Origin of the sequence: Amycolatopsis saalfeldensis, assembly GCF_900110575.1 — a bacterium.
Taxonomy (GTDB): domain Bacteria; phylum Actinomycetota; class Actinomycetes; order Mycobacteriales; family Pseudonocardiaceae; genus Amycolatopsis; species Amycolatopsis saalfeldensis.
The window spans coordinates 131,774-157,202 of sequence record NZ_FOEF01000012.1 but is presented as its reverse complement, the minus strand read 5'-3'; the positions used below and the strand labels follow the sequence as shown (position 1 = coordinate 157,202).

Genomic DNA, 25,429 nt, shown 5'->3' with positions numbered 1-25,429 from the left:
CGTGGATTTCGAGCTCACCGAAGACCAGCTCACGATTCGCCGAGCGGTCGCGGAGCTGGCGGCCAAGTTCGACGACCAGTACTGGATGGAGAAGGACGCGGCGCACGAGTTCCCGCACGAGTTCTACCGGGCCTTCGCCGACGGCGGCTGGCTCGGCATCACCACCCCCGAGGAGTACGGCGGGCACGGCTTCGGGATCACCGAGGCCTCGTTGCTGCTCGAAGAGATCGCCGCCTCCGGGGCCGGGATGAACGGGGCCAGCTCGCTGCACCTGTCGATCTTCGGCATGCACCCGGTGATCGTGCACGGCTCCGAGGAGATGAAGCGCGAGTGCCTGCCGCGCATCGTCAACGGCGACCTGCACGTGTGCTTCGGGGTCACCGAGCCGGGCGCCGGGCTCGACACGACCCGGATCACCACCTTCGCCCGCCGCGACGGCTCCGACTACGTGGTCAACGGCCGCAAGGTGTGGATCTCCAAGGCGATGGAGTCGGAGAAGGTCCTGCTGCTCACCCGCACCGCCAAATTCGGGGACTCCCCGAAGAAGACCGACGGGCTCACGCTGTTCCTGACCGACCTCGACCGCGACCACGTCGACATCCGGCCGATCAAGAAGATGGGCCGCAACGCGGTCACCTCGAACGAGCTCTTCATCGACGACCTGCGGGTCCCGGCGGAGCACCGCGTCGGCGAGGAGGGCAAGGGGTTCAAGTACATTTTGGACGGTCTCAACCCGGAGCGGATGCTCGTGGCCGCGGAGGCGCTCGGCATCGGCCGCGCCGCACTGCGCCGCGGCGTCCGGTACGCCAACGAGCGGGAGGTGTTCGGCCGGCCGATCGGCATGAACCAGGGCCTCCAGTTCCCGCTGGCCGACTCGCTGGCGCGGCTCGACGCGGCCGAGCTCGTGCTGCGCAAGGCAACCTGGTTGTACGACAACGGGAAGAAGTGCGCCCGAGAGGCCAACACCGCGAAGTACCTCTGCGCGGACGCCGGCTTCGAGGCCGCCGACCGCGCGCTGCAGACCCACGGCGGCATGGGGTACTCCGAGGAGTACCACGTGTCCCGGTACTTCCGGGAAGCCCGCCTGACCAAGATCGCGCCGCTGAGCCAGGAAATGGTGCTCAACTTCCTCGGTGAGCACGTGCTCGGACTGCCCAGGAGCTACTGATGTTCTCACTGTCCGGCCGATCCGCCCTCGTCACCGGCGCGGGCAACGGCATCGGTGCCGCCGTCGCCAAGGCCTACGCCGCGGCCGGGGCCGCCGTGCTCGTCTCGGACCTCGACAAGGACGCGGCCGCGGCGGTCGCGGCCGAGATCACCGCGGCCGGCGGGCGAGCCGATTCGGCGGCACTGGACGTCCGCGAAGCCGGGCAGGCCGCCGACGTCGCCGAGCAGGCCGCGCGCCTGGGCGGCGGGACGCTGAACATCCTGGTGAACAACGCGGGAGCCATCGCGCCGGCGATGTTCCCGAAGATGACGGCGGAGCAGTTCCAGTTCGTGCTCGGCGTGCACGTCGGCGGGACCTTCACGGTCAGCCAGGCCGCGCTGCCGCACCTCGCGCAGGACGGCACCGGCCGCGTCATCAACGTCACCTCCGCCGCCGGGCTCGTCGGCACGATCGGGCAGGCGAACTACGGCGCCGCCAAGGCCGCCGTCGTCGGCCTCACCAAGTCCCTCGCCCGCGAGCTGGCCCGCCAGCACATCACGGTGAACGCCCTCGCCCCGCTCGCGGCCACCGCGATGACGGAGAACATCCGCAGCAACGAAAAGCTGGCCAAGCTGACGCTCGACCGCATTCCGCTGCGGCGCTGGGCGGAACCCGAGGAGATCGCCGGGGCGTTCGTCTTCTTCGCCTCGGACGCGGCCGGATACATCACCGGGCAGGTCCTGCCCGTCGACGGAGGGACGGTCATCTGATGCCCGGCTTCGCCAGCCCCTTGACGCGCCACGGCCGTGAGGCGCTCATCGTCGACGCGCTGCGCACGCCGATGGGCAGGGCCCACCCGGACAAGGGGTGGTTCCGCGACACTCACCCCAACGTGCTGCTCGGTGCCGTCTACACCGCGCTGCTGGACTCGGCCGCGGTCGCCCCGGAGGTGATCGAAGACCTGGTGATCGGCTGCACCGCGCCGTTCGGGGAGCAGTCGCGCAACGTGGCGCGCAATGCCTGGCTGCAGGCCGGTTATCCGCCGGAGGTGCCCGCGACGGTGCTCGACCGGCGGTGCGGCTCGGCCCAGACCGCGGTCGAGATGGCCGCCGCGCTGGTCGCGTCCGGCACCCACGAAGTGGTCATCGCCGGCGGAGTCGAGCACATGCAGCACGTGCCGATGAACGCCCCGGCGAAGATTTCCGAGCTGTACGGCGATCCGTGGCCCGCCGAGTTGCGCGCGCGGTACGACTTCGTGCCACAGGGCGAAAGCGCCGAGCTGATCGCGGACCGGTGGGGGATCACCCGCGCCGAGATGGACGAGTTCGCGGTGCGTTCGCACGCGCTGGCCACCGCGGCGGTGGCGGCCGGCCGGTTCCGCCGGGAGCTGGTCCCGATGGAGCTGGACGGCGAGCAGCGGGTCAGCGACCAGGCCATCCGCCCAGGCACTTCGATGGCGGGACTGGCGGCGCTCAAACCGGCGTTCCGGTCCGAGGACGGACGGATCACCGCCGGCAGCTCGTCACCGCTCAGCGACGGCGCGGCCGGGGTGCTGCTCTCCTCCCGCGAGGCGGCCGAGCGGCACGGCTGGACGCCGCGGGCGCGGGTGCTCGACCAGACCACGGTCGGCGTCGACCCGGTCATCATGCTCACCGGCCCCATTCCCGCGACCCGGAAGCTGCTGGAGCGCAACGGTTTGACGATCGACGACCTCGATCTGATCGAGATCAACGAAGCGTTCAGCTCGGTCGTGCTCGCCTGGGAGCGCGAACTCAAGCCGGACATGGCGAAGGTGAACGTCAACGGCGGCGCGATCGCCCTCGGCCACCCGGTCGGCGCGTCGGGAGCGCGGCTGTTCGGCACCCTGCTGTCCGAAATGGAGCGTCGGGACGCGGAGCTCGGGCTGGTCACCATGTGCTGTGGCGGTGGCCTGGGGACGGCCACGCTCGTTCAGCGGGTCCGCTGATGATCGACCTGCGGCCCTTCGTCTCCGCCGGCGACGGCGTCTGGTGGGGCCAGGGCGGCGCGGAACCCGAACCGCTGGTCAACGCCCTGCTCGACCAGGTCGGGGAGATCGGCGAGGTCCGCGCCTTCTGCGGCCTGACGTGGAATCCGCGGCTGGCTGGTGACCTGCCCGACGAGCTGACCGTGCTGTCCTACGGCGGGCTGGGCGAGCTGCGCCGGCTGAGCCGGCACGGCCGGCTCGACGTGGTGCCGTGCCACTACTCGGCGCTGCCCCGCATGTTCGCGCGGGGCCAGCTGCCCGCCGACGTCGGGCTGGTGCAGGTTTCCCGGCCGGACGGCAACGGCGAGGTGTCGCTCGGCATCGGCGTCGAGTACGCCGCGGACGCCATCCCGCACAGCCGCGTGCTCGTGGCGGAGATGAACCACCGGATGCCGCCCACCGCCGGCAGCGCCCGGCTGCCGCTGGAGCGGTTCGCCGCCGTGGTCGAAACGGACCGTCCGCTCGCCGAAGCGTCCACCCGCCCCGCCGACGCGGTGGACCAGGCGATCGCCGACAACGTCGCCGGGCTGATCGAGGACGGCGACACCCTGCAGATGGGGGTCGGGCCGCTGCCGAACGCGGTGCTCGACTCGCTGTCCGGTCACCGCGAACTCGGCTTCCACAGCGGCATGATCACCGACGGCGTGCTGACGCTGGTCGAGAAGGGCGTGCTGACCGGGGCGCGGAAGGAAATCGACCGGGGGATCGTCGTCACCGGCGCCGCCTTGGGCACGGCGGAGTTCTACGCGCGGCTCGGCGAGTTCCCGGTCGAGTTCCGCCCGGCCAGCTACACGCATTCGCCGGCGGTGCTGTCCCGGTTGCGTTCGCTGGTCTCGATCAACTCGGCGATCGAGGTCGACCTGCTGGGCCAGGTCGGCGCGGAGATCCGCCGGGGCGTGCACATCGGCGCCGTGGGCGGCCAGGTCGACTTCAGCCGGGCCGCCTCGCTGACCGGCGCCCGTTCGATCATCGCGCTGCGCTCCGAATCCGCCGGTGAATCGACGATCTCGCCGGCCCTGCGCGGCGGGATCGTCACCACCGCGCGGGTCGACGTCGACGCCGTGGTCACCGAGCACGGCGTCGCGCTCCTGACCGGGTGCACCGTCGCCGAGCGAGCCCGGCGGCTCATCCGGGTCGCCGCGCCGCGGCACCGGAGCACCCTGGAAAACAGCCTTGCCGACCGGGAGTTGTCATGACCCTGCCCAACGCGGCGGAAGCCGAAAGCCGCACGGTGAAGATCCGGGAAGTCGGTCCACGCGACGGCTTCCAGAACGAGCCCGAAACCATTCCCACGGCCGAGAAGATCCGGCTGATCAACGCGCTCGGCCGCGCCGGCCTCAACCGCATCGAGGTCGCCAGCTTCGTCCGGCCCGACGTCATCCCCCAGCTCTCGGACGGGGTGGCGGTCCTCGACGGCATCGACCTGCCCGAGGACGTCGACCGCCTGGTCCTCGTCCCGAACAGCCGCGGCCTCGACAACGCGCTGGCCCAGCGTGAGCTCTTCGAGGAGGTGGCGCTGTTCGTGAGCGCGTCGGAGACGCACAACCGGCGCAACATCAACCGGCCGGTGGCCGAGACGATGGCCGACGTCAAGAAGATGGGCGAGCGCATCGTCGCCGAGGACCTCGGTTTCTGCGCGGTGATCGCCACGTCGTTCGGCTGCCCGTTCGAGGGCAAGGTCCCGCTCGACCGGGTGCTCGACCTCGCCGAGCAGTTCGCCGAAGCCGGCGCGACGGAGCTGGGGTTCGGTGACACCACCGGGATGTGCAACCCGGCGTACGCGTCGCGGTTCTTCGCGGCCGCGCTCGAGCGCCTGCCGGGAATCGAGGTCACCGCCCACTTCCACAACACCCGCGGCCAGGGATTGGCGAACGCGTACGCGGCGTTCGAGGCGGGGTGCCGCAGTTTCGAGTCGAGCTTCGGCGAACTGGGCGGGTGCCCGGTGCCCGCCGGCTCGACGGGCAACATCGCCACCGAGGACCTCGTGAGCATGTTCCATGAAATGGGCGTGGACACCGGGACCGACCTGCCCGCCCTCATCGAGGCGGCCCGGGCGGCGCAAACCGTGCTGGGGCGCAAACTCACCAGCCATTCGATCGTCGCCGGCCCGGTCGTCTGGGCCGCCCCCGATACCGACACCGGAGCGTAAGTCATATGAGCAACCGAGTCGCCCTCGTCACCGGCAGTGCCCAGGGGATCGGCAAGGGCATCGCCACCACGCTGGGAGCACAGGGGTTCCGGGTCGTCGTCGCCGACCTCAACGAGGAGGCGGCGGAGCAGGCCGCGAAGGAGATCACCGCGGCCGGCGGCACCGCTTTCGCCGTGCGGATCGACGTCACCAGCACCGCATCGGTGGAAGCCGCGGTGGCGGCCGTCGAGCAGGAGTTCGGGCCCATCGAGGTGGTGGTGAACAACGCCGGCTGGGACGACTTCATGCCCTTCGTCAAGACCGACGAGGCGTTCTGGGACAAGATCCTCGACATCAACTTCAAGGGCGCGCTGCGGGTCATCAGGACCGTCGTGCCGGGGATGGTCGAGCGTGGTTTCGGGCGCGTGGTCAACATCGGCTCGGACGCGGGCCGGGTCGGTTCTTCCCTGGAAGCCGTGTATTCCGGCGCCAAGGGCGGCATCATCGCCTTCACCAAGACGCTCGCCCGCGAGGTCGCGACGAAGGGCGTCACGGCGAACACGGTCTGCCCCGGCCCCACCGACACCCCGGCGCTGCGGAAGTTCGCCGAGGGCGCCGGCGACGCCGAGAAGGTGCTCGGCGGGATGACCCGCGCGGTCCCGATGAAACGCCTCGGGACGCCGGAAGACATCGGCCCGGCCGTCGCCTTCTTCGCTTCCGACGGCGCCGGGTTCGTCACGGGCCAGACGCTGTCGGTCAGCGGCGGGCTCACGATGTCCTGATGGGGGACACCGGCCTCGCCTGGCAGGAATCCGGCGACTACACCGACATCCGTTACGCGACCACGTCCGACGGCATCGCCAAGATCACGATCGACCGCCCGGAAGTGCACAACGCGTTCCGGCCGCAGACCCTGATCGAGATCTCGCAGGCGCTCACGGTGGCCCGCGAGGACGAGTCGGTCGGCGTTGTCGTGCTGACCGGCGCGGGCGACCGGGCGTTCTGCTCGGGCGGTGACCAGCGGGTGCGGGGCGACAGCGGCTACCAGGCCGACGCCCACAGCACCGGCCGGTTCCACGTCACCGACCTGCACGTCCAGATGCGGCGGTGCCCCAAGCCGATCATCGCCATGGTCGCCGGGTACGCGATCGGCGGCGGTCACGTGCTGCACCTGGTCTGCGACCTGACGATCGCCGCCGACAACGCGGTTTTCGGGCAGGTCGGGCCCCGGGTGGGCTCGTTCGACGGCGGGTTCGGGGCGAGCCTGCTGACCAGCCTCGTCGGGCCGAAGAAGGCCAAGGAGGTCTGGTTCCTGTGCCGGCGCTACGACGCGGCCAAGGCCGAGGCGATGGGCCTGGTCAACACCGTCGTGCCGCTGGCCGGCCTCGAGGCGGAAACCGTGCGCTGGTGCCGGGAGATGCTCGAACTCTCCCCGTTCGCGCTGCGGCTGATGAAGGCGAGCTTCCACGCGGCCGAGGACGGCTACGCCGGGATCCAGCAGCTGGCCCACGACGCCAACCTGCTGTTCTACGGATCGGCCGAAGCCCGAGAGGGACGCGAGGCGTTCAAGGAGAAACGGGCCCCCGACTTCAGCCGGTTTCCCCGGCGGGCTTGACCACCGGTATCCGAACCATGAACCAAGCGAGGCGCGATGAGTGAACCCGAACCGGCCGAAGCCGTCACCTGGCGCAGTGCGTCGCCGGGCATCACCGTCGTCACGGTGGACCGCCCGCCGGCCAACGCGCTCGGGCTGCCGATCCTCGACGGGCTGCACTCGGCCTTCGACGCCGCGGAGAAGGCCGGCGACGTCAAGGTGATGGTCGTCGAGTCGGCGCTGCCCGGGTTCTTCGCCGCGGGCGCGGACATCAAGCACCTGTCCACCATCGACGCCGGGACGTTCCTCGCGTACGGGAACCGCATGCGGTCGGTCAACGACCGGCTGGCCGCGGCGCCGTGGATCTCGATCGCGGCGGTCGACGGGGCCGCGCTCGGCGGCGGTCTCGAGCTCGCCATGGCGTGCACGCTGCGGGTGTGCGGCCCCCGGGCGAAGTTCGGCCTGCCCGAGGTCAAGCTCGGCCTGATCCCGGGAGCCGGTGGGACACAACGGCTTCCGCGGCTGGTCGGCCGGGGGAGGGCGCTGGACCTCATGCTGACCGCCCGTCAGGTGCGCGCGGACGAGGCGCTCGCGATCGGACTGGCCGACCGGCGCACCGAAGGTGACGTGCTGGAGGCCGCGCTGGCGCTGGCGGCCGAGATCGTCCCGTCTTCGCTGCCGGCGCAGCTGGCCGTGGTGCGCACGGTGGATGCCGCGTTCGAGCTGCCCCTGGCCGACGGCATGGCTTACGAGGCCGCGCAGGAGCAGGCGCTGTTCACCGACGGCGAGGCGGCCGAGGGCATCACCGCCTTCATCGAGAAGCGACCGCCGGACTTTGCCTGACCCGTGGTCCGGGTGTGAACCGCAGCGGAAGGAGCCGGTCGTGAAGATTCCGGACGAGGACTACGAAACACTGCGGCTCAGCGAGCCGAGCCCCGATATCGCACTCGTGGAGCTGAACCGCCCCAGCCGGTACAACGCGATGACCGGCACCATGTTCGACGAGCTGGAGCGGGCGTTCACCGCGCTCGACGACGAGGACCACTGCCGGGCGGTGGTGCTGACCGGCGTGGGCAAGGCGTTCTGCGCCGGCTACGACCTCGCCGACGCGGAAGACCTCCCCGGACTCGGCGCGCTCGCCATGCTGGACCGGCAGGAACAGGCGGCGCGAGCCCTCGTCACGGTGCGTTCCGTGCGGGTCCCGGTGATCGCCGCGGTCAACGGGGCGGCGGCGGGCGGCGGTCTGTCCCTCGCGCTGGCGGCCGACATCCGGCTCGCCGCCACCGAAGCGAAGTTCAACGCCGCGTTCGTCCGGATCGGACTGTCCGCGGGGGACCTCGGTGCCTCCTGGCTGCTGACGCGGCTGATCGGTCCCGCTCAGGCGAGCGATATCTGTTTCACCGGGCGCATGGTGCTCGCCGAAGAGGCCGCGCGGATCGGCTTGGTCAACCGCGTGGTCGCGCCTGACGCGCTCGTGCCCGAGGCGCTGGCGCTCGCCGAGACGATCGCCGCCAACTCCCCCGGCGGCGTGCAGCTGTCGAAGCGTGCGTTGCAGGCCAACATGGAGATCTCGTCGTACGCCGCCGCACTCGAGCTGGAGAACCGCGGCCAAGCGCTGCTGACGCGCAGCTCCGACATGCCGGAGGCGCTGGCCGCGTTCAGGGAGAAGCGCAAGCCCCTGTTCACCGGCTGCTGACTCGCCACGACACGACAGCGAGGTCGTCATGGACTTTCCCGAACTCGAGACCCTGGCCTTCGAAGTGCTCGAGGGCGAGGTCGGCGTGCTCCGGCTGAACCGGCCGGAGCGGATGAACTCGCAGACGGTGCGGATGTTCCACGAGTACGCCCTGGCGGCCCGGGCCCTGCGGGACAGCGGGCTCCGCGCGCTGATCCTGACCTCGGCCGGGGAAAGGGCGTTCTGCGCCGGGTTCGACCTGGCCGAGATCGACGTGATCACCCGCATGGGAGTGCGGGAGTTCCTGAAGTTCCAGGAGACCGCGACGGGCGGGATCGCGGCCCTGCGGCACCTGCCGTTCCCGGTGATCGCCGCGGTGCACGGACCGGCGACGGGTGGCGGCATGGCGCTGGCGCTCGCCGCCGACATCCGGCTGGTCGCTCCGTCGGCGAAGTTCAGCGCGGCCTTCGTGAAGGTCGGCCTTTCGGTCGGCGAGCTGGGCACCTCGTACACGCTGAGCCGGCTCGTCGGCCCGGGGCGCGCGGCGGAAATCGGCTACACCGGGCGGCTGGTGGCGGCGGAGGAGGCGGTGGCGATCGGCTTGGCGAACCGGATGGTGCCCGGCGAGCAGCTGTTCGGCGAAGCCGTCGCGATGGCGGCGCAGATCGCGGCGAACTCCCCGGGCGGGGTGCGGATGTCCAAGCGGGCCATCCAGCGCAACCAGGAGATCACGTCCTATGCCGCCGCACTCGAGCTGGAGAACCGCGGCCAGGCGCTGCTGACGCGGACCGAAGACATGCCAGAAGCGTTGTCGGCCTTCACCGAGAAGCGCCGGCCGCGCTTCACGGGGCGGTGAGCGGTGGCCTGGGAGTGGACACCGGCGGCGCGCCGGGAACTGGCGGAATTCCTCGAGTCCCGCGGGCTCACCCGCGGCCCGGTCACGACCCGCCGGATCGGCGACGGGCACTCGAACCTGACCTACCTGGTGTCGGACGGCGAACGTCAGGTCGTGCTCCGGCGCCCGCCACCGCCTCCGGTGCCGCCGGGCGCGCACGACATGGTGCGCGAGGCGCGGCTGATCGGAGCGCTGGCCGAGACCGAGGTTCCCGTGCCGCGCCTGCTGGCCACCTCGGACGCGGGGCAGCTGCTCGACGTGCCCTGTTACGTCATGAGTTTCGCGACGGGCCCGGTGGTCACCATCCGCACGCCGCCGCCACTCGACCGGCCCGGGACCCGCCGGGCGATCGGTCACGCACTGGTGGACACCCTCGCCGCGCTGCACACGGTGGACTGGCGCGCGGCCGGGCTCGCCGACCTGGGGCGGCCCACCGGGTTCAACGAGCGGCACCTGCGGCGGATCACCGCCCTGGTCGCGGACGAGGACGGTGCTTTGCCCGCGCCGTTCGCACCGGTGCACTCCTGGCTGACGGCGAACACCCCCGCCGAATCCGGCGCGGCCCTCATCCACAACGACTACCGGATCGGCAACGTCGTACTGTCCACAAAGGATCCCGGCCGCCTCGAAGCGGTCCTGGACTGGGAGCTGGCCACCCTCGGCGATCCGTTGCTCGACCTCGGCTACTTCCTGGCCTCGGTCCCGCGCCCGGGCGCCCCGCTCACCCCCACCGAGGAGTTCGGGACCGCCCTGCTCGAACCCGGTTATCCCGGCCGGGAGGAACTGGCGCGGCGCTACGCCGCCCGGACCGGCGCGAACCTCGCCACGCTCGGCTGGTACCGCGTTTTCGCGCTGTGGAAACTGGCCGTGCTCTACGACTACGGGCGGCGGCGGGCGGCCCGCAGCGGCGGCGACCCCTACTACCAGGAGGAATCGCTGGTGCGGTCGTTTCTCCGGGAGGCCCATGACGTCGCCGGTTTCGAGGGAGCCCATGAGCACTGAATTCGAGGACGCCCTCGTGCGGCGGCCGGACGCGGGACACCAGGACCGGTTCTTCGACCGGTTCATGCTCAATATGCACCCCGCCGACGCGACAGCGCCGTCGGTCATCACCGGCCTCGGCCACTATCCGGCGAGGAACGTCGTGGACGGCTTCGTCGTGGTCACCACCGGTGCGGAGCAACGCAATCTCAGGTTCTCCACCGAGCTTTCCGCCACCACCGGCAACGGCGCCGGGCCGCTGTCGTTCGAGGTCATCGAGCCGAACCGCTGCTGGCGGCTCCGGGTGGCGGACAACCCGGCCGGCGTCGCGTTCGACGTGGTCTGGACGGCGCGGACCCCGTACTGGCTGCGCGAGGTGGAACTCGGCAACAACGCCGGACCGCCGACGAAGTTCGAGCACCTCGTCCAATCCGGACGCTACCGCGGCACGCTCACGCTCGACGGCGCCACCCAGCGGGTCGACGGGTGGTACGGGCAGCGGGACCGTTCTCGTGGGGTGCGGAACATGGGCGGCGGGCAGGGCCTGCACCTGTGGTGCCAGGCGCAGTTCCCCGATCGGTCGGTCGGCTTCCTGCTGGTGGAGGACCGGGCGGGGGAGCGGCTGATGGCGGAAGGGGCCGTTCTGCACGAGGACGGCACCGTGGACGACGTCGTCGAGGTGGGCCATCGGCTCAGGTTCTCGGACCTGGACCTGATCGACGGCACGGTGGCGGTGACGACTGCCGCCGGGCGCGTCTACCACCTCGTGGCCGACGCGTCGGCCGGCGGCGGGTTCATGGCCGGGGCGGGTTACGGCGGCGGGCATGGTCAACGGCGCGGGCGCGGGTACCTGGACCACGAGGTCTACCGGCTCGACGGGCCGGTGAACCCGCGGACCCTGGACACCTCCCTGACCGACCGGCTGTGCGCTTTCCGGTGGGGCACCACGCGAGGGACCGGGATTCTCGAGTTCGCGCTCACCCGCAGCGGGTCGTACCGCTACCGGTCCACTTTGGACTAGCGGCCCGGCGGCTCAGACCGACCGCTGCTTCTTGCCGGCTTCGGTGGCGGCCGTGCTGCTCCGCCTGATCTCGGCCCAGTCGCCGTCCGACAGCCCGGTGAGCCCGGCGAACGTGCCCGGGCCCGCCAGCATCTGGCCGCCGTCCATGGCGATCGTCTGGCCGGTGAGGTAGTCACAGGCGTCCGAGAGCAGGAACATGGTCAGGTTGGCCAGTTCCTCGACCGTGCCGGCGCGGCCGGCCGGGATCTGGTCGGCCTGCGTCGCGCCGACGGCGCTGCGGTCCGTGGGATTGAGCATCGCCCAGGCGTACTCGGTCGGAATCGGGCCGGGCGCGACCGCGTTGAGGCGGATGCCGTACCGCGCCCACTCGACGGCGAGCGACATGGTCATGGCGTGCACGGCGGCCTTCGCCATGGCCGAGGGCATCACGAACGCCGAGCCGGTCCAGACCCAGGTGGTCAGGGTGGACACCACGCTGCCGGGCACGCCGTCGGCGATCCAGCGTTTGCCCGCCGCCAGGGTGGTGTGGAACGAACCGTTCATCACGGTGCCGGTCACCGCTTCGAACGCACGCGGGCTCAAATCCTTGCTCTGGGCGATGAAGTTGGCGGCGGCGTTGTTCACCACCCCGCTCAGCGGCCCGTGCCCGGCCCAGATCGCCGCCATCGCCGCGTCGACGGCTTCGTGCTGCCGCACGTCCACCGCCTGGACGTGCACGCTGCCGGGACGCGACGCCCCGGCCTGCTCGGCGGCCTCTTCCAGCACGGCTCGCCGGCGCCCCCAGAGATGGACGTCCGCGCCGTGGGCCACGAGCTGCCCGGCGAGGGCGCGGCCGAGGCCGGTCCCGCCGCCGGTGATGAGGAACCGCTTACCCGCCAGGAGATCGGGCCGGTACGGAGAACGGGCGGTGGAGTCGGACATGGCGGTGGCTCACTTTCCCGGGGCCTCGGCGTGGTCGGGTGACGGGACCGGCGTGTCAGGAGAGCAGCCGTTTGGCGATGATCTCCCGCTGGATTTCGTTGGTGCCGCCGTAGATCGGCGGCGCCAGCGCCCGGCGGACCTGGAACTCCATGCCGTACTCGCGGGCGTAGCCGTAGCCGCCCATCAGCTGCATGGCTTCCAATGCCGTGTTCTTCGCGATCTCGGTGCACCGCAGCTTGGCCATCGCGCTCTCCTGGGCCAGCTGGTCCTCCTGCCCGGCGTCGATGCGCGCGGCGACGTCGTAGAGGAAGGACCGCGCGAACGCGATGTCGGTCGCCAGGTCCGCGATCCGGTGCCGCAGCGCCTGGAAGGTGGCGATCTTCCGGCCGAACGCCTCCCGCTCCCGGACGAAGGCGATCGCGTCGTCCAGCGAGCGCTGGGCGCTGCCCACGCTCATCGCCGCGATGATCAGCCGCTCGACCCCCAGCCCGCGCATGAGCTGCTTCCAGCCCTCGCCCGCCGTGCCCACCACGGCGGACGCGGGCACCCGGACGTCGGTGAAGAAGACGTCGTTGCAGGTCCGGGCTTCCATCGTCCGCACCTCCCGCATTTCGACGCCGGGGGTGGCGCGGGGCACCATCAGCAGGGTCAGCCCCTGGTGCTTGCCTCCGGTGGCGTCCTCCCGCCCGAGCACCAGCAGGTGTTCGGAGATGTGCGCCGCGGAGATCCAGGTCTTCTGGCCGTTGAGGACGTAATCCCCGCCGTCGCGGACCGCTTTGACCCGGACCCCGCCCAGGTCCGACCCGGCCTCCGGCTCGCTCAGGGCGATCGCCTCGAGCCGGCCGGCGACGAGGTTGCCGACGACGGTCTTCTTCTGCTTGTCGTTGCCCCACTTGAGATACGTCTGGGCCGCGGTGAGGCTGCTGGAGTACGCGGTGATGGGGGCGAGCCCGCGTGAGGTCTCCTCGAGGAAAACGCATTCGTCGGCGAATCCGGCGCCGCCACCGCCGAGTTCTTCGGGCAGGGACACGCCGAGCCAGCCGTGCGCGGCGAGTTTCGCCAGGATCCGCGGGCTGTTGGCCAGCGTGCCGTTCTCGGTGAGGGCGTCGCGCTGGGCCTGCGTCCCGCATTCGCGCGCGCAGAAATCCCGGATGACCCGGGCGAATTCGGCCTGCTCGGCGGTCAGTCGCATCGCCTCGCGCCCGTCAGTTCCCGCGGTAGGCGGAGAAGTCGGGCCGGCGCTTCTCGTTGAACGCCGTGATCCCCTCCTTCGCCTCGTCCGTCTCGCCGAAGAGCTTGAGGGTGGTGTAGGCCATGTTGCCGATGCTGACCATGTGCTCGGTGTCGGTGTTGAAGGACTGCTTGAGCACCTTCAACGCGGTGGGCGAGTACTGCAGGATCTGGTCGGCCCACGCCCGCACTTCGGCGTGGAGCCGGTCCGCGGGCACGACCTTGTTGACCAGTCCCCAGTCCAGTGCCTCTTCGGCCGACAGCCGGCGCAGCATGAACCAGATCTCGCGAGCGCGCTTCTCGCCGACCACGCGGGCCAGGTAGCCGGAGCCGAGGCCGGCGTCGAAGGAGCCGACCCGGGGCCCGTTCTGGCCGAAGGTCGCGGTGTCGGCGGCGATCGTCAGGTCCGCGAGCACGTGCAGCACGTGGCCGCCGCCGATGGCGATGCCGTTCACCGCCGCGATCACCGGCTTGGGCACATCCCGCATCACCCGGTGCAGCGACTCGACCTCGAACAGCCCGCTCTGCGAGGGGCCGTAGTCGCCGGTCTCCATCCGCTGCTTCTGGTCGCCGCCGGAGCAGAACGCCTTTTCCCCCGCGCCGGTCAGGCAGATGGCGCCGACCTCGTCGCTGGTCCAGGCCCGCTTGAACGCCAGGATCAGCTCGTCGACGGTCTGCGCGCGGAACGCGTTGTAGCGCTCCGGCCGGTTGATGGTGATCCAGGCAAGACCGCGCTCGACCTCGTACTCGATGTCGGTGAAGTTGTCCATCTACCTGCCTTCCGCTCCGGTGCCGACGCAGGCGCGCTCTTTCGGCCTGACCATTTGTGACTGTAGACGTGATAACGATCGTTTACAAGTCGGCTGGATCGTGGCGTGTGGCCTGGTGTCGTGGCATCGACGACGCCCGAGGGTGTGGATTACCCTGCGTTTGCGTGAAAGGTTAGACCTTTAGCGGACGCGTCGACGTCCTGGACGATGGAGGAGCCTGTGCTCGAACTGACAGTGGCGGAACTCGCCGAGGCCAGGGATCTGGACCTGGGTGCCTCGGCCTGGCGCCGGGTGGCGCAGGCCCGGGTCGACACGTTCGCCGACGCGACCGACGACCACCAGTGGATCCACGTCGACGCCGAGCGCGCGGCCGGCGGCCCGTTCGGGGGCACCATCGCCCACGGTTATCTCACGCTTTCGCTCGTGCCGGCCATGTTCAAGGAGATCCTGGTGGTCAAGGACCACGCGCGCGGGCTCAACTACGGCCTGGACCAGGTGCGGTTCACCTCGCCGGTCCCGGTGGGGAGCGAGATCCGGCTGGCCGGGGTGATCTCGTCGGCGGCCAGGCGGGACGACGGCGGTGTGCGGTACCGCGTCGCCCTGCGGATCGAGATCAAGGGCCGGGAGCGGCCGGCGATGGTCGGTGAGGCGATTTTCGTGACCTACGCGCGGTGATCGCCGCGTCAGCCGAGGCTGTGGTGGTGCACGGCGGCCACGATGCACGGCTTGCCCGCCCGGTTGCGGCCCGTGACGCGGGTGAGGGCGAGGCTCCGGCCGTGGCTCACGACCTCGGCCTGGAACTCGGCGACGTCCCGGTGCGGCAGCGGCCGCAGATAGCTGACGGTGATCGATGCCGGGTTCAGGGCCGTGGTGAGCGTGGACAGCGCCGCGCCAGCCACGAGCCCGGCGGCCCACAGGGTGACTCCGCCGTGCAGGGTGCCGTGGAGGTTCACCAGCTCGTCCGCGACGTCGAAGCGAAGCCGGGCATGGCCTTCGGCCGCGCCGACCGCCTGGCGAAGCCCGGTGAGGACGCCGGCGGTGGCCCGGCCGTGGTCCACGTCGCTGCTCACGTCGGGCCCGGGTCCGCGGCCGACGAACTTCCCCCATTGGCGGCTCCGGGCGATGAGCTGACCGTCTTCGCCGAAGACGGAGCCTTCGGCCAGCCCGGTCGCCGGGCCCGTGTGCACTGTCCGCCCGCGGGCCGACAACCACGTTCCGTTCCCCGGCAGGGGCCGGAGGAAGTCGATCGAGATCTGGGTGCTCACCGACCAGCGTTCCCCGGGGGCCTGCGAGATCAGCGCGTAGCCGAGGATGTTGTCCGCGAGCACCCCGATCGAACCGGCGCCGCCCGGCCCGTCCGACCACGGCCCCAGGAGCATGCGCGCCCGGACTTCGCCGTCGCTGCAGGTGAAATCGTCGACGGCGAACAGCGCTTCGGGCCCACCGGGCAGGAAAGCCGGCTGCCGGGGCGAGGTGGTGGTGTCCAAGAAGGTCTCCCGGTGCTGGAAATCGTTGGGGGGTCGGGGCGGTCAGCTCGTCACGTCGAGCTCGGCGAACCGCCGGCGCACGATCGGGGTCCACTGCGCGCGGAACGCCTCGATCCGCCGGGCGACCCGCCGTCCCACCCAGTCCGGCAGGAGCGCTTCCGGCAGCTGTGGATCGACCCGCGGGAACTCCTGCCACTCGCTCATCAGCCGGATGTGCGTGAAGAGGGTCTCGTCCGGCCCGTCCGGGCGCACGTCGTTCATCGCCGCCCAGGCCTGCTCGTACCGGGTGCGCAGGTCGTCGAGGTCCCAGCCGCGTTCGACGATCTCCTCGGCGGGGATCCCGATGGCGCTGACGTTGCCGGTGAAGGCGAAGGTGTACTGCCCGAGTTCGAGCTGCTCCAGCAGCTGCCGCACCTCCGCCGCCCGCTCGACGTGCGGGGTCAGCCACAGCCCGGGCACCGGGTTCCCGAAGCCGGCCCAGGTCAGGCCCGCGTAGAGCGGGCGCCGGGCCCGGCGCAGGGACTGGGGGATCGTCGTCCACAGCGCCAGCCAGGTCCCGTCCCAGCTGCTGAACGGGTCACTGAGCGAGTAGACGCGGCTGGAGCCGGTTTCGAAGATGTTGATCAGCTTCGGGGTCAGGGTCCAGCACACCTCGCGGCCCTGGCGCTCCGGCTGGAGCCACCCGGACGCCGAGGCCCGGGCGATCGCCTGGCGGGCGGTCTGCTCTTCGATGCCGAGCCCCTTGAGGATGTACACCAGCGCCGAGGTCCACACCGGCTGCCCGGTGGGCCACACCAGCTCACCGAGGATCGTGATGAGCAAGGACCGCGCGCTCCCATGGGCCAGCGGCGCCTCCGCGCCTCCGTGCGACAGCGTGTCAAGTGCCTCTGGCGTCGGCATGAGGCCTCCTCGTCTCCCTGTCGCACAGCTTCCCGGTCCGGTTAGATTCTACACGGCAGGTAACTGAGTGCGGCAGGGTGTAGACCCAGAGGCTGTGTTGCGGGTACCATCGCCTCCACCCTCTGTGCGATTCCGCGATTCCTCCGATGCGCGCCGCGTCTTTTCCGCGAGCGAGAGGAATCTGCCGTGCCTTATGTGATCGCCGATGCCTGCATCGATGTGATGGACCGGTCCTGTATGGACGAATGCCCCGTCGACTGCATTTACGAGGGAAAACGCAAGCTCTACATCAATCCCGCCGAATGCATCGACTGCGGGGCGTGCGAGCCGGCCTGCCCGGTGACCGCGATCTCCCTGGATACGAAGGTGCCCGGCGGCAAAGCCGAGTTCGTCGGGGACAACGCGAGGTTCTTCGAGGAGCCGTTGCCGGGCCGCGAGGAGGCCATCGGCGCACCCGGGGGAGCGGGGGTCACCGGTGCCATCGGGGTGGACACCGAGCTGGTCGCCGGCTTCGGGGACGCCGGATGAACCACGAGGTCGACCTCCTGATCGTCGGGGCCGGGCCGGCCGGCCTGTTCGCCGCCTACTACGCCGGTTTCCGCGGGCTTTCCGTGGCGGTGCTGGATTCGCTGCCCGAGCCGGGCGGCCAGATCAACGCGATGTACCCGGAAAAGCGGATCTCCGACATCGCGGGCTTCCCCGCGATCCGCGGCCGGGAGCTGGTCGACCGGCTGCTGGAGCAGGCCGCCCCGTTCCGGCCCCGGTACCTGCTGGGGCATCGGGCCGAGACGCTCGAACCCGGGTTCGCGGTCACCACCCACCGTGGCGCGCGGGTCGCGGCGAAGGCGGTGATCATCACCGGCGGGATCGGCACGTTCACCCCGCGCCCGCTGCCCGCGGCGCAGCGGTTCGAGGGGGCCGGGCTGGCCTATTTCGTGCGCAGGCTGGAGGACTACGCGGGGACGGACGTGGTGATCGTCGGCGGCGGCGACTCGGCGTTCGACTGGGCGGAAGCGTTGCACCCGCTGGCGAAGTCGGTCACGGTGGTCCACCGTCGCGACACCTTCCGGGCGCATCCGGCCACGGTCGCCGCGGTGCGGGCGAGCCCGGTCGAGATCACCACCGGTGCCCAGGTGTCGAAGGTGCTGGGGGGCGAGGCGATCGAGCGCGTGGAGATCACGCGTGGCGACCAGGCGTGGACCCGGTCCTGCCAGCGGATCATCGCGGCGCTGGGGTTCACCGCGAACCTCGGGCCGTTGCTGGACTGGGGCATCGACATCCGGAACCGGAGGCACATCCCGGTCGACTCGTCGATGGCCACCAACGTCCCCGGCGTCTTCGCCGCGGGCGACATCAACGACTACCCGGGAAAGGCGCGGCTGATCGCCGTCGGGTTCGGCGAGGCCGCGACCGCGGTGAACAACGCCGCGCATTTCGTCGATCCCGAACAGCCGGTTTTCCCTGGTCATTCCACGGATGCCCCGGCCGGCTGAGCGCGAACGGCCGGTGGGCCGGCGCGTTTTCCCGGGGGTACGCGGATTGCGGAAAGCACGTATATCTACGTGTTGTTGCCCCGGTCACAGCGCCATAGCTTGAGTTATCGAGCGGCGTCATCCGGCGGAATCGCGGTGCACGAGGGCCACAGCAAAGGAGCTGAACATGGTTATGACGTATGACAGCTTGTTCGTCGGCGGGGGCTGGGTGGCACCCGCGTCCGACCGCCGGATCGAGGTCGTCAACGCGACGACCGAGGAATCGCTCGGCAGCGTTCCGGAAGCCGGCGAGGCGGACGTCGACCGGGCGGTCGCCGCAGCCCGGCAGGCGTTCGACGATTCCCCGTGGGCCACCGCGTCCCCCGTCGAGCGGGGGGACGTGCTCAACCGGTTCGCGGACGCGCTGGAAAAGCGCGGTGAGCAGCTGACCCGGGCGGTCAGCCTCCAGAACGGCATGCCGCTGAGCCTGAGCGAGCAGTTCGAAGGCGGCTACGCGGTGGCGCTGCTGCGGTATTACGCCGCGCTGGCCACCTCGACCGAGTTCGAAGAGCGGCGCCCGTCACCACTCGGTTTCGACACCCTGATCCGGCGCAGCCCGGTCGGCGTGGTCGGCGCGATCGTGCCGTGGAACTACCCGGTTGTCCTCGCCGTCACGAAGATCGCCCCGGCGCTGGCCGCGGGCTGCACCGTCGTGATCAAGCCGTCGCCGGGCACGGTGCTCGACAGCTTCCTGCTGGCCGAGGCGGCCGAGGAGGCCGGTGTGCCCCCGGGCGTGCTGAACTGGGTGCCCGGCGGCCGGGAGCTCGGCGCGTACCTGGTTTCGCACCCCGGCGTCGACAAGATCGCCTTCACCGGCTCCACCGCGGCGGGGCGGCTGATCGGGGAACGCTGCGGCGCGATGCTGCGGCCGGTTTCGCTGGAGCTGGGCGGAAAATCGGCGGCGGTCATCCTCGACGACGCCGATCTGAACAAGGTGACCGAGGGCCTGTTCTTCGCCTCGCTGGCCAACAACGGCCAGACCTGCATGGCCTGCACCCGCATCCTCGCGCCGCGCAGCCGCTACGACGAGGTGGTCGAATCGCTGGCCGGCTGGCTCGGCGGCCTGCAGGTCGGCGACCCGCTGGAGCCGTCGACGCAGGTCGGCCCGCTGGCTTCGGCCGAGCATCGCGAGCGGGTCGAGGGATTCATCGCCAAGGGACGCGCCGAAGGCGCACGGCTGGTACTCGGCGGCGGCCGTCCCGCCGGGCTCGAGCGGGGCTGGTTCGTCCAGCCGACCCTGTTCGCCGACGTGGACAACGCGTCCACGATCGCGCGGCAGGAGATCTTCGGCCCGGTGCTGTCGGTCATCGCCTACGACGGCGACGAGGACGCGGTGCGCATCGCCAACGACTCCGAGTACGGCCTCGGCGGCAGCGTCTGGTCGGCCGACTCCGAGCGGGCCACGTCGGTCGCCCGCAGCGTGCAGACCGGCACCGTCGGCGTGAACGGGTACGTGATCGACCTCAACGCGCCCTTCGGCGGGGTCAAGGCCAGTGGCATCGGGCGCGAGTTCGGCCCGGAAGCCCTGGCCGGCTACCTCCAGCTCAAGTCGATCTACCTGCCTGCCTGAAGGAGATTTCCCATGCGTGTCAAGGCCGCAGTCGTGCGTGAAGCCGGCCAGCCGTTCCGGATCGAAGAGCTGGAGCTCGACGAGCCCCGGGCCGGCGAGGTCCTGGTCAAGATCCACTCCACCGGTGTCTGCCACACCGACATCGGGGTCCGCAACCAGTGGCTGCCGGTGCCGTTGCCGCTGGTGCTGGGCCACGAGGGCGCCGGGGTGGTCGAGGCGGTCGGCCCGGGCGTCACCAAGGTGGTGCCGGGCGACAAGGTCCTGATGACCTTCGCCTCCTGCCACCGCTGCCGGATGTGCCTGCAGGGCGATCCGGCCTACTGCGAGCAGTTCGTCGTCGGCAACGTCGCGGGCTCCCGTCCGGACGGCACCAACGCGCTGCACGGCGAGGGCGAGGTGCACGGCTTCTTCTTCAGCCAGTCCTCGTTCGCGACGCACTCGATCGCCGTGGAGAACAACGTCGTCAAGCTGGGCCCGGACGCCGACCTGTCGATCGTGGGCCCGCTGGGCTGCGGCATCCAGACCGGTGCGGGCACGGTGCTCAACCGGCTTCGCCCCGAGACCGGGTCCAGCCTCGCCGTGTTCGGCGCGGGCGCCGTCGGCATCGCCGCGGTCATGGCCGCCCGCGCGGCCGGGTGCACGAAGGTGATCGCCGTGGACCTGGTGCCGGACCGGCTGGCGCTCGCCGAGGAGCTGGGCGCCACCCACAGCGTCGACGCGTCCGCGAAGGACCCGGTCGAGGAGATCCAGCGGATCACCGGACGGGGGGCCGACTTCACGGTCGACACCACCGCCGTCACCGCCGTGGTCCGCCAGGCGGTCAGCGCCCTGGCGCCCAAGGGCACGTGCGCGGTGCTCGGCTTCGGCCAGGCCGGCACCGAGGTCCGGGTCGACATGCTGGAACTGCTCATGACCGGCCGCACCATCACCGGGGTGACCGAGGGCGACGCCCGGCCCGACGAGTTCATCCCGCGGCTGCTGGAACTGCACGCCCAGGGGCGGTTCCCGTTCGACAAGCTGATCACGAGCTACGACTTCGCCGACATCAACGCGGCCTGCGCGGATTCCGAGGCGGGCAAGGCGGTCAAGCCGGTCCTGCGGCTGGTCTGAGCCGGTCGGTTTCGCCCACGCGGCAAAGGAAAGGAAACATCGTGACTGCCGACGACGGTGTCCTCACGAAGCTGGTCGAGCACTTCAGCCTGCACGACCGCGATTGCCAGAAGCACCAGGACGAGATCTTCACCAGGATGCGCACCGAGGCCCCGGTCTCGCACAGCGTCGAGCACGGCGGGTTCTACGCGGTCTCGCGCTACCGCGACGTTTACGAGGCGGCGCACAAGCCGGAGCTGTTCTCCTCGTTCCCGGTCACCATCCCGCCGTTCGGCAATCCGACGCCGATGATCCCGATCGAGTCCGACCCGCCGATGCACCGCAAGTACCGGACCCTGGTGGGCGCCCGGTTCAGCCCCAAATCGGTGGAGGCGCTCGAGCCGCACATGCGGGAGATGGTCCGCACGGTCATCGACGGCCTGGTCGGCAAGAAGGACGCCGACCTGGCGAAGGAAGTGGCGATCCCCCTCCCGTTGCGCGGCATTCTCGAGCTGTACCTGGGAGTGCCCGAAAAGGACTGGGAGAAGCTCAAGGACGAGTTCCTGTACATGCTCCAGCCCGATCCCGAGTCGACCGACGAGGAGAACCTGGAACGGTCGATGGCGGCGGGCCTCAACTGCACCATGTACTTCGCCGAGATGCTCGATCACTTGCGCACCAACGGTTACGGCGACGACCTGATCAGCCACCTCGACCAGGCCGAGCTGGACGGGGAACGCCTCACCGACGACGAGATCTACGGCTTCTGCCTGGTGCTGGTGCCCGCCGGCTTCGACACGACCGCCAGCGTGCTGAGCCGGCTGCTGCTGATGTTCGCCGAGCAGCCCGAGGTGCGCGACCGGCTGGAGCGGATCGTCGACGACCCGGAGAAGCTGGACCTGGCCGTCGAGGAGCTGATCCGGTTCATGCCGCCCCAGCCCGGCGTGGCGCGGAACGTGACCGAGCCGTGCGAGTTCGCCGGGCAGCAGCTGGACGAGGGCGACCGGCTCCTGCTGCTGTGGCCCTCGGCCAACCGGGACCCGGAGGAGTTCCCCGACCCGGACGAGCTGGTCTTCGACCGCCAGCCCAACCGCCACCTCGGGTTCGGCTCCGGCATCCACCGGTGCCTCGGCTCGCACCTGGCGCGGCTGGAGCTGAAGACCCTGCTGAAGGAGTTCCTGCACCGCGTCCCGCGCTACCGGGTCGCACCCGGCAAGGAAGCCGTCTGGCACACCGGCAACACCTGGGGCGTGAAAACGGTGCCGGTGGTGTTCGACGAATGGCCGGAACCGTGATCAGGATCGTGATCGACGCGGACCGGTGCCAGGGCCACGCGCGGTGCGCGGTCCGTGCGCCGGAGCTGTTCGACGTCGACGACGACCAGGGCAAGTCCTTCGCACTGACGGAAAACGTTCCACCCGAGCTGAGCGACGCGGCGGCCGACGCGGTCGAGACGTGCCCGGAGCGGGCGATCTCCCTTCACGAAGAATGACGTTTGGAGCAAAGGAGCTCTCGTGGGTGTCTTCAAGGACGAGGACGAGGTCTACCGGTACCTGGGCAAGATCTTCCAGGTGAGCCTGGCGGACCCCGAGCTGGGGCCGAAGCTGCGCAAGGTCGGCTCGGTGCTCAAGCTCAACCAGACGGACCCGGAATCGACCATCGTGATCGACTTCGGCGAAGGCGTGGTGCAGCTGGGGCGCGAAGGCGGCACCCCGGTGACGCGCCCGATCGACGCCGAGCTGGAGATGCTGGCCGACACCGCGCACCGGTTCTGGCTCGGCAAGGTCAACGTCGCGCTGGCGATGGCCCGGGGCCAGATCAAGACCAAGGGCAAGGTTTCCGCGGTGATGAAGGTGGTCCCGATCACCAAGCCCTTGTTCGGCACGTACGAGGACATCCTGCGCGAAGCCGGGCGGGCCGATCTGGTCGACGCGGTGAACTGACGTGACCGACGTGATCACGGCCGGGGAAAGCGGTGCCGCGCCGCCGCGTCGCCGGGTCCGGGGAACGGAACGCGTCATCGGCGTGGTGCCCGGGCCGGTGCGCACGGTGGTGCTGGAGGTGGGCCGGATCTGCCAGCTGCTGGGGCAGGTCCTCGTCAGCGCCATCCGGCATCCGCGGGGCTACTGGAAAGACACGCTCGACGAGATGTATGCGTTGCTGCGCCTGTGCTTCTGGCCGGCGACCATCTCGATGGCGGGGTTCGGCTTCCTGATCACGGTGATGGGCGTCGGCCTGCTCGGCCTGCTCGGCGCGGCGAACCGGATGGGCGCGTTCTGGGTGATGGCCGACATCCGCGAGATCGCCGCGTTCATGGTCGGCATGGTCGTGGCCGGGGTGATCGGCACGTCGATCACGTCGGACCTCGGCGCGCGGCGGGCCCGCGAGGAGCTGGACGCGCTCAAGGTGCTCGGCATGGACGTGCTGCGGATGCTGGTGATCCCGCGGGTGATCGCGACGGCGGTGATGTGCGCCCTGCTCAACTGCCTCACGTCGTTCGTCGGCGTGCTGCTCGGCTTGGTGGCGGTGAGCGCGCTCGCCGACACCACGTCGGGCGCGTACATCGACAGCATGTCGCACAACCTGTACGCCGCCGATGTGTGGGGAGCCGAGCTGAAGACGCTCCTGACCGGGTTGTTCATCGGCGTGATCTGCAGCTACAAGGGGCTCAACGCCGGCGGTGGCCCGGAAGGCGTCGGCCGGGCGGTCAACCAGGCGGTGGTCATCTGCTTCGCGATGGTGTGGGTGTTCAACTTCTTCTTCAACGCCATCGCGCAGGGGCTCAACCCGAACCTGCTGATGCTGCGGTGAAGGGCGGGGCGATGATGACAACAACCGAGCAGACCGCGAAACTCCCGGACCTGCGGACCCCGGTCCCGCCCCGGTCGAACGTCCTGCGCGGAGCCGCCGAAACCGTCGGCGACATCGCCTGGTTCAGCTTCCGGGTCCTGGCGGAGATGCCGCTGGCACTGGGGCTCTACTTCTCCGAAGTGCTGCGGCAGGCGGCCATCCTGATCCGCTCCAGCGGCATCATCATCTGGTTCATGATGTTCGCGATCGGCGCGGAAACCGGTCTGCAGGGCCATTACATCCTCGACCAGGTCGGCGCGTCCGGCTACGTGGGCGTGTTCACCTCGATCGGCGACCTGAAGGCCGACTCGACGTCCATGTGGGGCTGGGTGCTGGCGGCCAAGGTCGGCTGCGGCTACGTGGCCGAGATCGGCTCGATGCGGATCAGCGACGAGATCGACGCGCTCGAGGTGATGGGCATCCACTCCCGCGCCTACCTCGCCGGCACCCGGCTGTGGGCGATGTGGCTGGCGGCCCCGTTCATCTTCATCGCGGGGGAGGGCTGCCAGTACCTCGGTTCCTGGGCGGTGGTCCAGCCGATGCTGGAGACGACCTCCCCCGGCGGCTACTCGAACATCTTCTGGTCCTTCCAGACACCCGTGGACCTGTTGTACGCGCTGATCTGGGCGGTGCTGCTGTCCACCCTGGTGGTCCTCGTCGGCTGCTTCTACGGCTACACCGCTTCCGGCGGCCCCGTGGGCGTCGGCCGCAACACCGCGAAATCGATGATGGTCAACATGATCATCGTGTCCGGCGCGGCGGCGATCCTCTATCAGCTGTTCTTCGGCACGAGTATCCAGACCCCCATAGCCAACTAGACCGCCCGCGGTGGCGTTGAGGAGTTCCGATGGATCCGCAGAGTCGCGGTGGCCAGGGCACGGCGGCGGTCGCCACCGTCCGGGAGCTGCACAAGTCGTTCGGCTCGTTCCAGGTCATGCGAGGGCTCACGCTGGAGTTCAAGCCACGGGCCGTCACCACGATCCTCGGCCCGTCCGGCACCGGGAAAAGCGTGCTCCTCAAGCACATGGTGGGCCTGCTCGAGCCGGATTCGGGCACCGTGGAGATCTTCGGCCAGGACATCTGGAAAGTGCGCGAGCGCGAACGGGCCGAGCTGCGCAAGCGGTTCGGCGTGCTGTTCCAGGACGGGGCGCTGTTCGGTTCGATGAACGTCTACGACAACGTCGCCTTCCCGCTGCGCAAGCACACCGACCTGCCCGAGACCGAAATCCGCGAGATCGTGATGGAGCGGCTCAAGGAGGTCGGCCTGGAAGCCGCGGAAAAGAAGGCACCGAACGAGATCTCCGGCGGTATGAAGAAGCGCGCCGGATTCGCCAGGGCCCTGGTGCTCAACCCGGAGATCGTGCTGTTCGACGAGCCGGACTCCGGCCTCGACCCGGTGCGCACCAGCCTGCTCAACGACGTGATCCTCAAGGTCCATGCCGACGATCAGGGCACCTATGTGGTGGTCACGCACGACATCCGCACGGCGCGCAAGGTCAGTGACTACGTCGGCCTGATCTGGCAGGGCCGGGTGGTCTACTACGGCGCGGCCGACGACGCGTTCGCCTCGGAAGACCCGTTCGTGCGGCAGTTCCTGGCCGGCGATTCGGTCGGTCCGCTGGGGATGGACTGAC

Annotated in this window: 28 protein-coding genes; 23 read left to right on the top strand and 5 right to left on the bottom strand. The window is 70.3% G+C overall.

Going from position 1 to position 25,429, the window contains the following annotated elements; translation table 11 throughout:
- The first annotated feature begins 1 nt into the window (after position 1).
- From BMY97_RS25895 to BMY97_RS25840, 12 genes are read left to right on the top strand one after another with little or no spacing between them, the layout of a single operon-like run.
- Positions 2–1,168 carry an acyl-CoA dehydrogenase family protein gene (locus tag BMY97_RS25895; RefSeq protein ID WP_091620956.1) on the top strand — a complete coding sequence of 389 codons (1,167 nt, stop codon included), beginning with the start codon at positions 2–4 and terminating at the stop codon, positions 1,166–1,168.
- Complete coding sequence (locus BMY97_RS25890; protein WP_091620953.1) at positions 1,168–1,917, top strand: SDR family NAD(P)-dependent oxidoreductase; 750 nt, start codon at positions 1,168–1,170, stop codon at positions 1,915–1,917. Before BMY97_RS25895 ends, BMY97_RS25890 begins: the two co-directional genes overlap by 1 nt.
- Entirely contained in the window at positions 1,917–3,113 is a 1,197-nt protein-coding gene (locus BMY97_RS25885; RefSeq protein WP_091620950.1) for a thiolase family protein, read from the top strand. The genes BMY97_RS25890 and BMY97_RS25885 overlap by 1 nt, the downstream gene beginning before the upstream one ends.
- On the top strand, positions 3,113–4,348 hold the full coding sequence (locus BMY97_RS25880) for an acetyl-CoA hydrolase/transferase family protein (protein WP_091620947.1): 1,236 nt from the start codon (positions 3,113–3,115) through the stop codon (positions 4,346–4,348). Before BMY97_RS25885 ends, BMY97_RS25880 begins: the two co-directional genes overlap by 1 nt.
- Positions 4,345–5,301, top strand: a complete 957-nt coding sequence (locus BMY97_RS25875; RefSeq protein WP_091620943.1) for a hydroxymethylglutaryl-CoA lyase — start codon at positions 4,345–4,347, stop codon at positions 5,299–5,301. Before BMY97_RS25880 ends, BMY97_RS25875 begins: the two co-directional genes overlap by 4 nt.
- A 5-nt stretch (positions 5,302–5,306) precedes the next feature.
- Entirely contained in the window at positions 5,307–6,062 is a 756-nt protein-coding gene (locus BMY97_RS25870; RefSeq protein WP_091620940.1) for an SDR family NAD(P)-dependent oxidoreductase, read from the top strand.
- Positions 6,062–6,895: a 1,4-dihydroxy-2-naphthoyl-CoA synthase gene (gene menB, locus BMY97_RS25865; RefSeq protein ID WP_091620937.1), complete on the top strand. Its 834-nt coding sequence runs from the start codon at positions 6,062–6,064 to the stop codon at positions 6,893–6,895. Before BMY97_RS25870 ends, menB begins: the two co-directional genes overlap by 1 nt.
- Before the next feature lie 36 nt (positions 6,896–6,931).
- Positions 6,932–7,717 (top strand): enoyl-CoA hydratase/isomerase family protein, encoded by a 786-nt coding sequence (locus tag BMY97_RS25860; RefSeq protein ID WP_091620934.1) that lies wholly within the window; start codon positions 6,932–6,934, stop codon positions 7,715–7,717.
- Between the two features lie 40 nt (positions 7,718–7,757).
- Positions 7,758–8,570 (top strand): enoyl-CoA hydratase/isomerase family protein, encoded by an 813-nt coding sequence (locus tag BMY97_RS25855; protein ID WP_091620931.1) that lies wholly within the window; start codon positions 7,758–7,760, stop codon positions 8,568–8,570.
- Positions 8,571–8,598: 28 nt separating this feature from the next.
- Positions 8,599–9,405 (top strand): enoyl-CoA hydratase/isomerase family protein, encoded by an 807-nt coding sequence (locus BMY97_RS25850; protein WP_091620929.1) that lies wholly within the window; start codon positions 8,599–8,601, stop codon positions 9,403–9,405.
- A 3-nt stretch (positions 9,406–9,408) separates the two neighbouring features.
- Positions 9,409–10,446: a phosphotransferase family protein gene (locus BMY97_RS25845; protein WP_091620927.1), complete on the top strand. Its 1,038-nt coding sequence runs from the start codon at positions 9,409–9,411 to the stop codon at positions 10,444–10,446.
- Positions 10,436–11,446 (top strand): Rv3169 family protein, encoded by a 1,011-nt coding sequence (locus BMY97_RS25840; protein WP_091620925.1) that lies wholly within the window; start codon positions 10,436–10,438, stop codon positions 11,444–11,446. Before BMY97_RS25845 ends, BMY97_RS25840 begins: the two co-directional genes overlap by 11 nt.
- A 12-nt stretch (positions 11,447–11,458) precedes the next feature.
- Here BMY97_RS25840 and BMY97_RS25835 read toward each other — a convergent pair whose 3' ends face one another.
- The 3 genes from BMY97_RS25835 to BMY97_RS25825 are packed head-to-tail and all read right to left on the bottom strand — an operon-like array spanning position 11,459 to position 14,367.
- Positions 11,459–12,367: an SDR family oxidoreductase gene (locus BMY97_RS25835; RefSeq protein ID WP_091620922.1), complete on the bottom strand. Its 909-nt coding sequence runs from the start codon at positions 12,365–12,367 to the stop codon at positions 11,459–11,461.
- A gap of 55 nt (positions 12,368–12,422) precedes the next feature.
- Positions 12,423–13,559, bottom strand: a complete 1,137-nt coding sequence (locus tag BMY97_RS25830) for an acyl-CoA dehydrogenase family protein (protein ID WP_091620920.1) — start codon at positions 13,557–13,559, stop codon at positions 12,423–12,425.
- Between the two features lie 13 nt (positions 13,560–13,572).
- Positions 13,573–14,367: an enoyl-CoA hydratase-related protein gene (locus BMY97_RS25825; protein WP_091620917.1), complete on the bottom strand. Its 795-nt coding sequence runs from the start codon at positions 14,365–14,367 to the stop codon at positions 13,573–13,575.
- Positions 14,368–14,586: 219 nt separating this feature from the next.
- Here BMY97_RS25825 and BMY97_RS25820 point away from each other — a divergent pair, with 219 nt between their 5' ends.
- On the top strand, positions 14,587–15,042 hold the full coding sequence (locus tag BMY97_RS25820; protein WP_245787494.1) for a MaoC family dehydratase: 456 nt from the start codon (positions 14,587–14,589) through the stop codon (positions 15,040–15,042).
- Positions 15,043–15,050: 8 nt separating this feature from the next.
- Here BMY97_RS25820 and BMY97_RS25815 read toward each other — a convergent pair whose 3' ends face one another.
- Both BMY97_RS25815 and BMY97_RS25810 read right to left on the bottom strand, forming a co-directional pair.
- Positions 15,051–15,854 (bottom strand): PaaI family thioesterase, encoded by an 804-nt coding sequence (locus BMY97_RS25815; RefSeq protein WP_091620912.1) that lies wholly within the window; start codon positions 15,852–15,854, stop codon positions 15,051–15,053.
- Between the two features lie 42 nt (positions 15,855–15,896).
- A complete protein-coding gene (locus BMY97_RS25810; RefSeq protein WP_091620909.1) occupies positions 15,897–16,754 on the bottom strand; it encodes a PaaX family transcriptional regulator in 858 nt (285 codons plus the stop codon).
- A 186-nt stretch (positions 16,755–16,940) separates the two neighbouring features.
- Between BMY97_RS25810 and fdxA the strand changes: the two genes are divergently transcribed.
- From fdxA to BMY97_RS25760, 10 genes are all read left to right on the top strand, one after another.
- A complete protein-coding gene (gene fdxA / locus BMY97_RS25805; RefSeq protein WP_091620907.1) occupies positions 16,941–17,282 on the top strand; it encodes a ferredoxin in 342 nt (113 codons plus the stop codon).
- Positions 17,279–18,247 (top strand): NAD(P)/FAD-dependent oxidoreductase, encoded by a 969-nt coding sequence (locus tag BMY97_RS25800; protein ID WP_091620904.1) that lies wholly within the window; start codon positions 17,279–17,281, stop codon positions 18,245–18,247. Before fdxA ends, BMY97_RS25800 begins: the two co-directional genes overlap by 4 nt.
- Before the next feature lie 166 nt (positions 18,248–18,413).
- Positions 18,414–19,856, top strand: coding sequence for an aldehyde dehydrogenase (locus BMY97_RS25795; protein WP_091620902.1), 1,443 nt, complete (start codon positions 18,414–18,416; stop codon positions 19,854–19,856).
- 12 nt (positions 19,857–19,868) lie between these two features.
- On the top strand, positions 19,869–20,966 hold the full coding sequence (locus tag BMY97_RS25790; RefSeq protein ID WP_091620899.1) for an NAD(P)-dependent alcohol dehydrogenase: 1,098 nt from the start codon (positions 19,869–19,871) through the stop codon (positions 20,964–20,966).
- 41 nt (positions 20,967–21,007) lie between these two features.
- Complete coding sequence (locus tag BMY97_RS25785) at positions 21,008–22,240, top strand: cytochrome P450 (RefSeq protein WP_091620897.1); 1,233 nt, start codon at positions 21,008–21,010, stop codon at positions 22,238–22,240.
- Complete coding sequence (locus BMY97_RS25780) at positions 22,225–22,437, top strand: ferredoxin (RefSeq protein WP_218156875.1); 213 nt, start codon at positions 22,225–22,227, stop codon at positions 22,435–22,437. The genes BMY97_RS25785 and BMY97_RS25780 overlap by 16 nt, the downstream gene beginning before the upstream one ends.
- A 22-nt stretch (positions 22,438–22,459) precedes the next feature.
- Entirely contained in the window at positions 22,460–22,888 is a 429-nt protein-coding gene (locus tag BMY97_RS25775) for an SCP2 sterol-binding domain-containing protein (protein ID WP_091620894.1), read from the top strand.
- 1 nt (position 22,889) lies between these two features.
- Positions 22,890–23,756, top strand: coding sequence for an MlaE family ABC transporter permease (locus BMY97_RS25770; RefSeq protein ID WP_245787493.1), 867 nt, complete (start codon positions 22,890–22,892; stop codon positions 23,754–23,756).
- A gap of 11 nt (positions 23,757–23,767) precedes the next feature.
- Positions 23,768–24,613, top strand: coding sequence for an ABC transporter permease (locus BMY97_RS25765; protein WP_143086297.1), 846 nt, complete (start codon positions 23,768–23,770; stop codon positions 24,611–24,613).
- 29 nt (positions 24,614–24,642) lie between these two features.
- Positions 24,643–25,428 carry an ABC transporter ATP-binding protein gene (locus BMY97_RS25760; RefSeq protein WP_091620889.1) on the top strand — a complete coding sequence of 262 codons (786 nt, stop codon included), beginning with the start codon at positions 24,643–24,645 and terminating at the stop codon, positions 25,426–25,428.
- The last annotated feature ends 1 nt before the right edge of the window (position 25,429 follow it).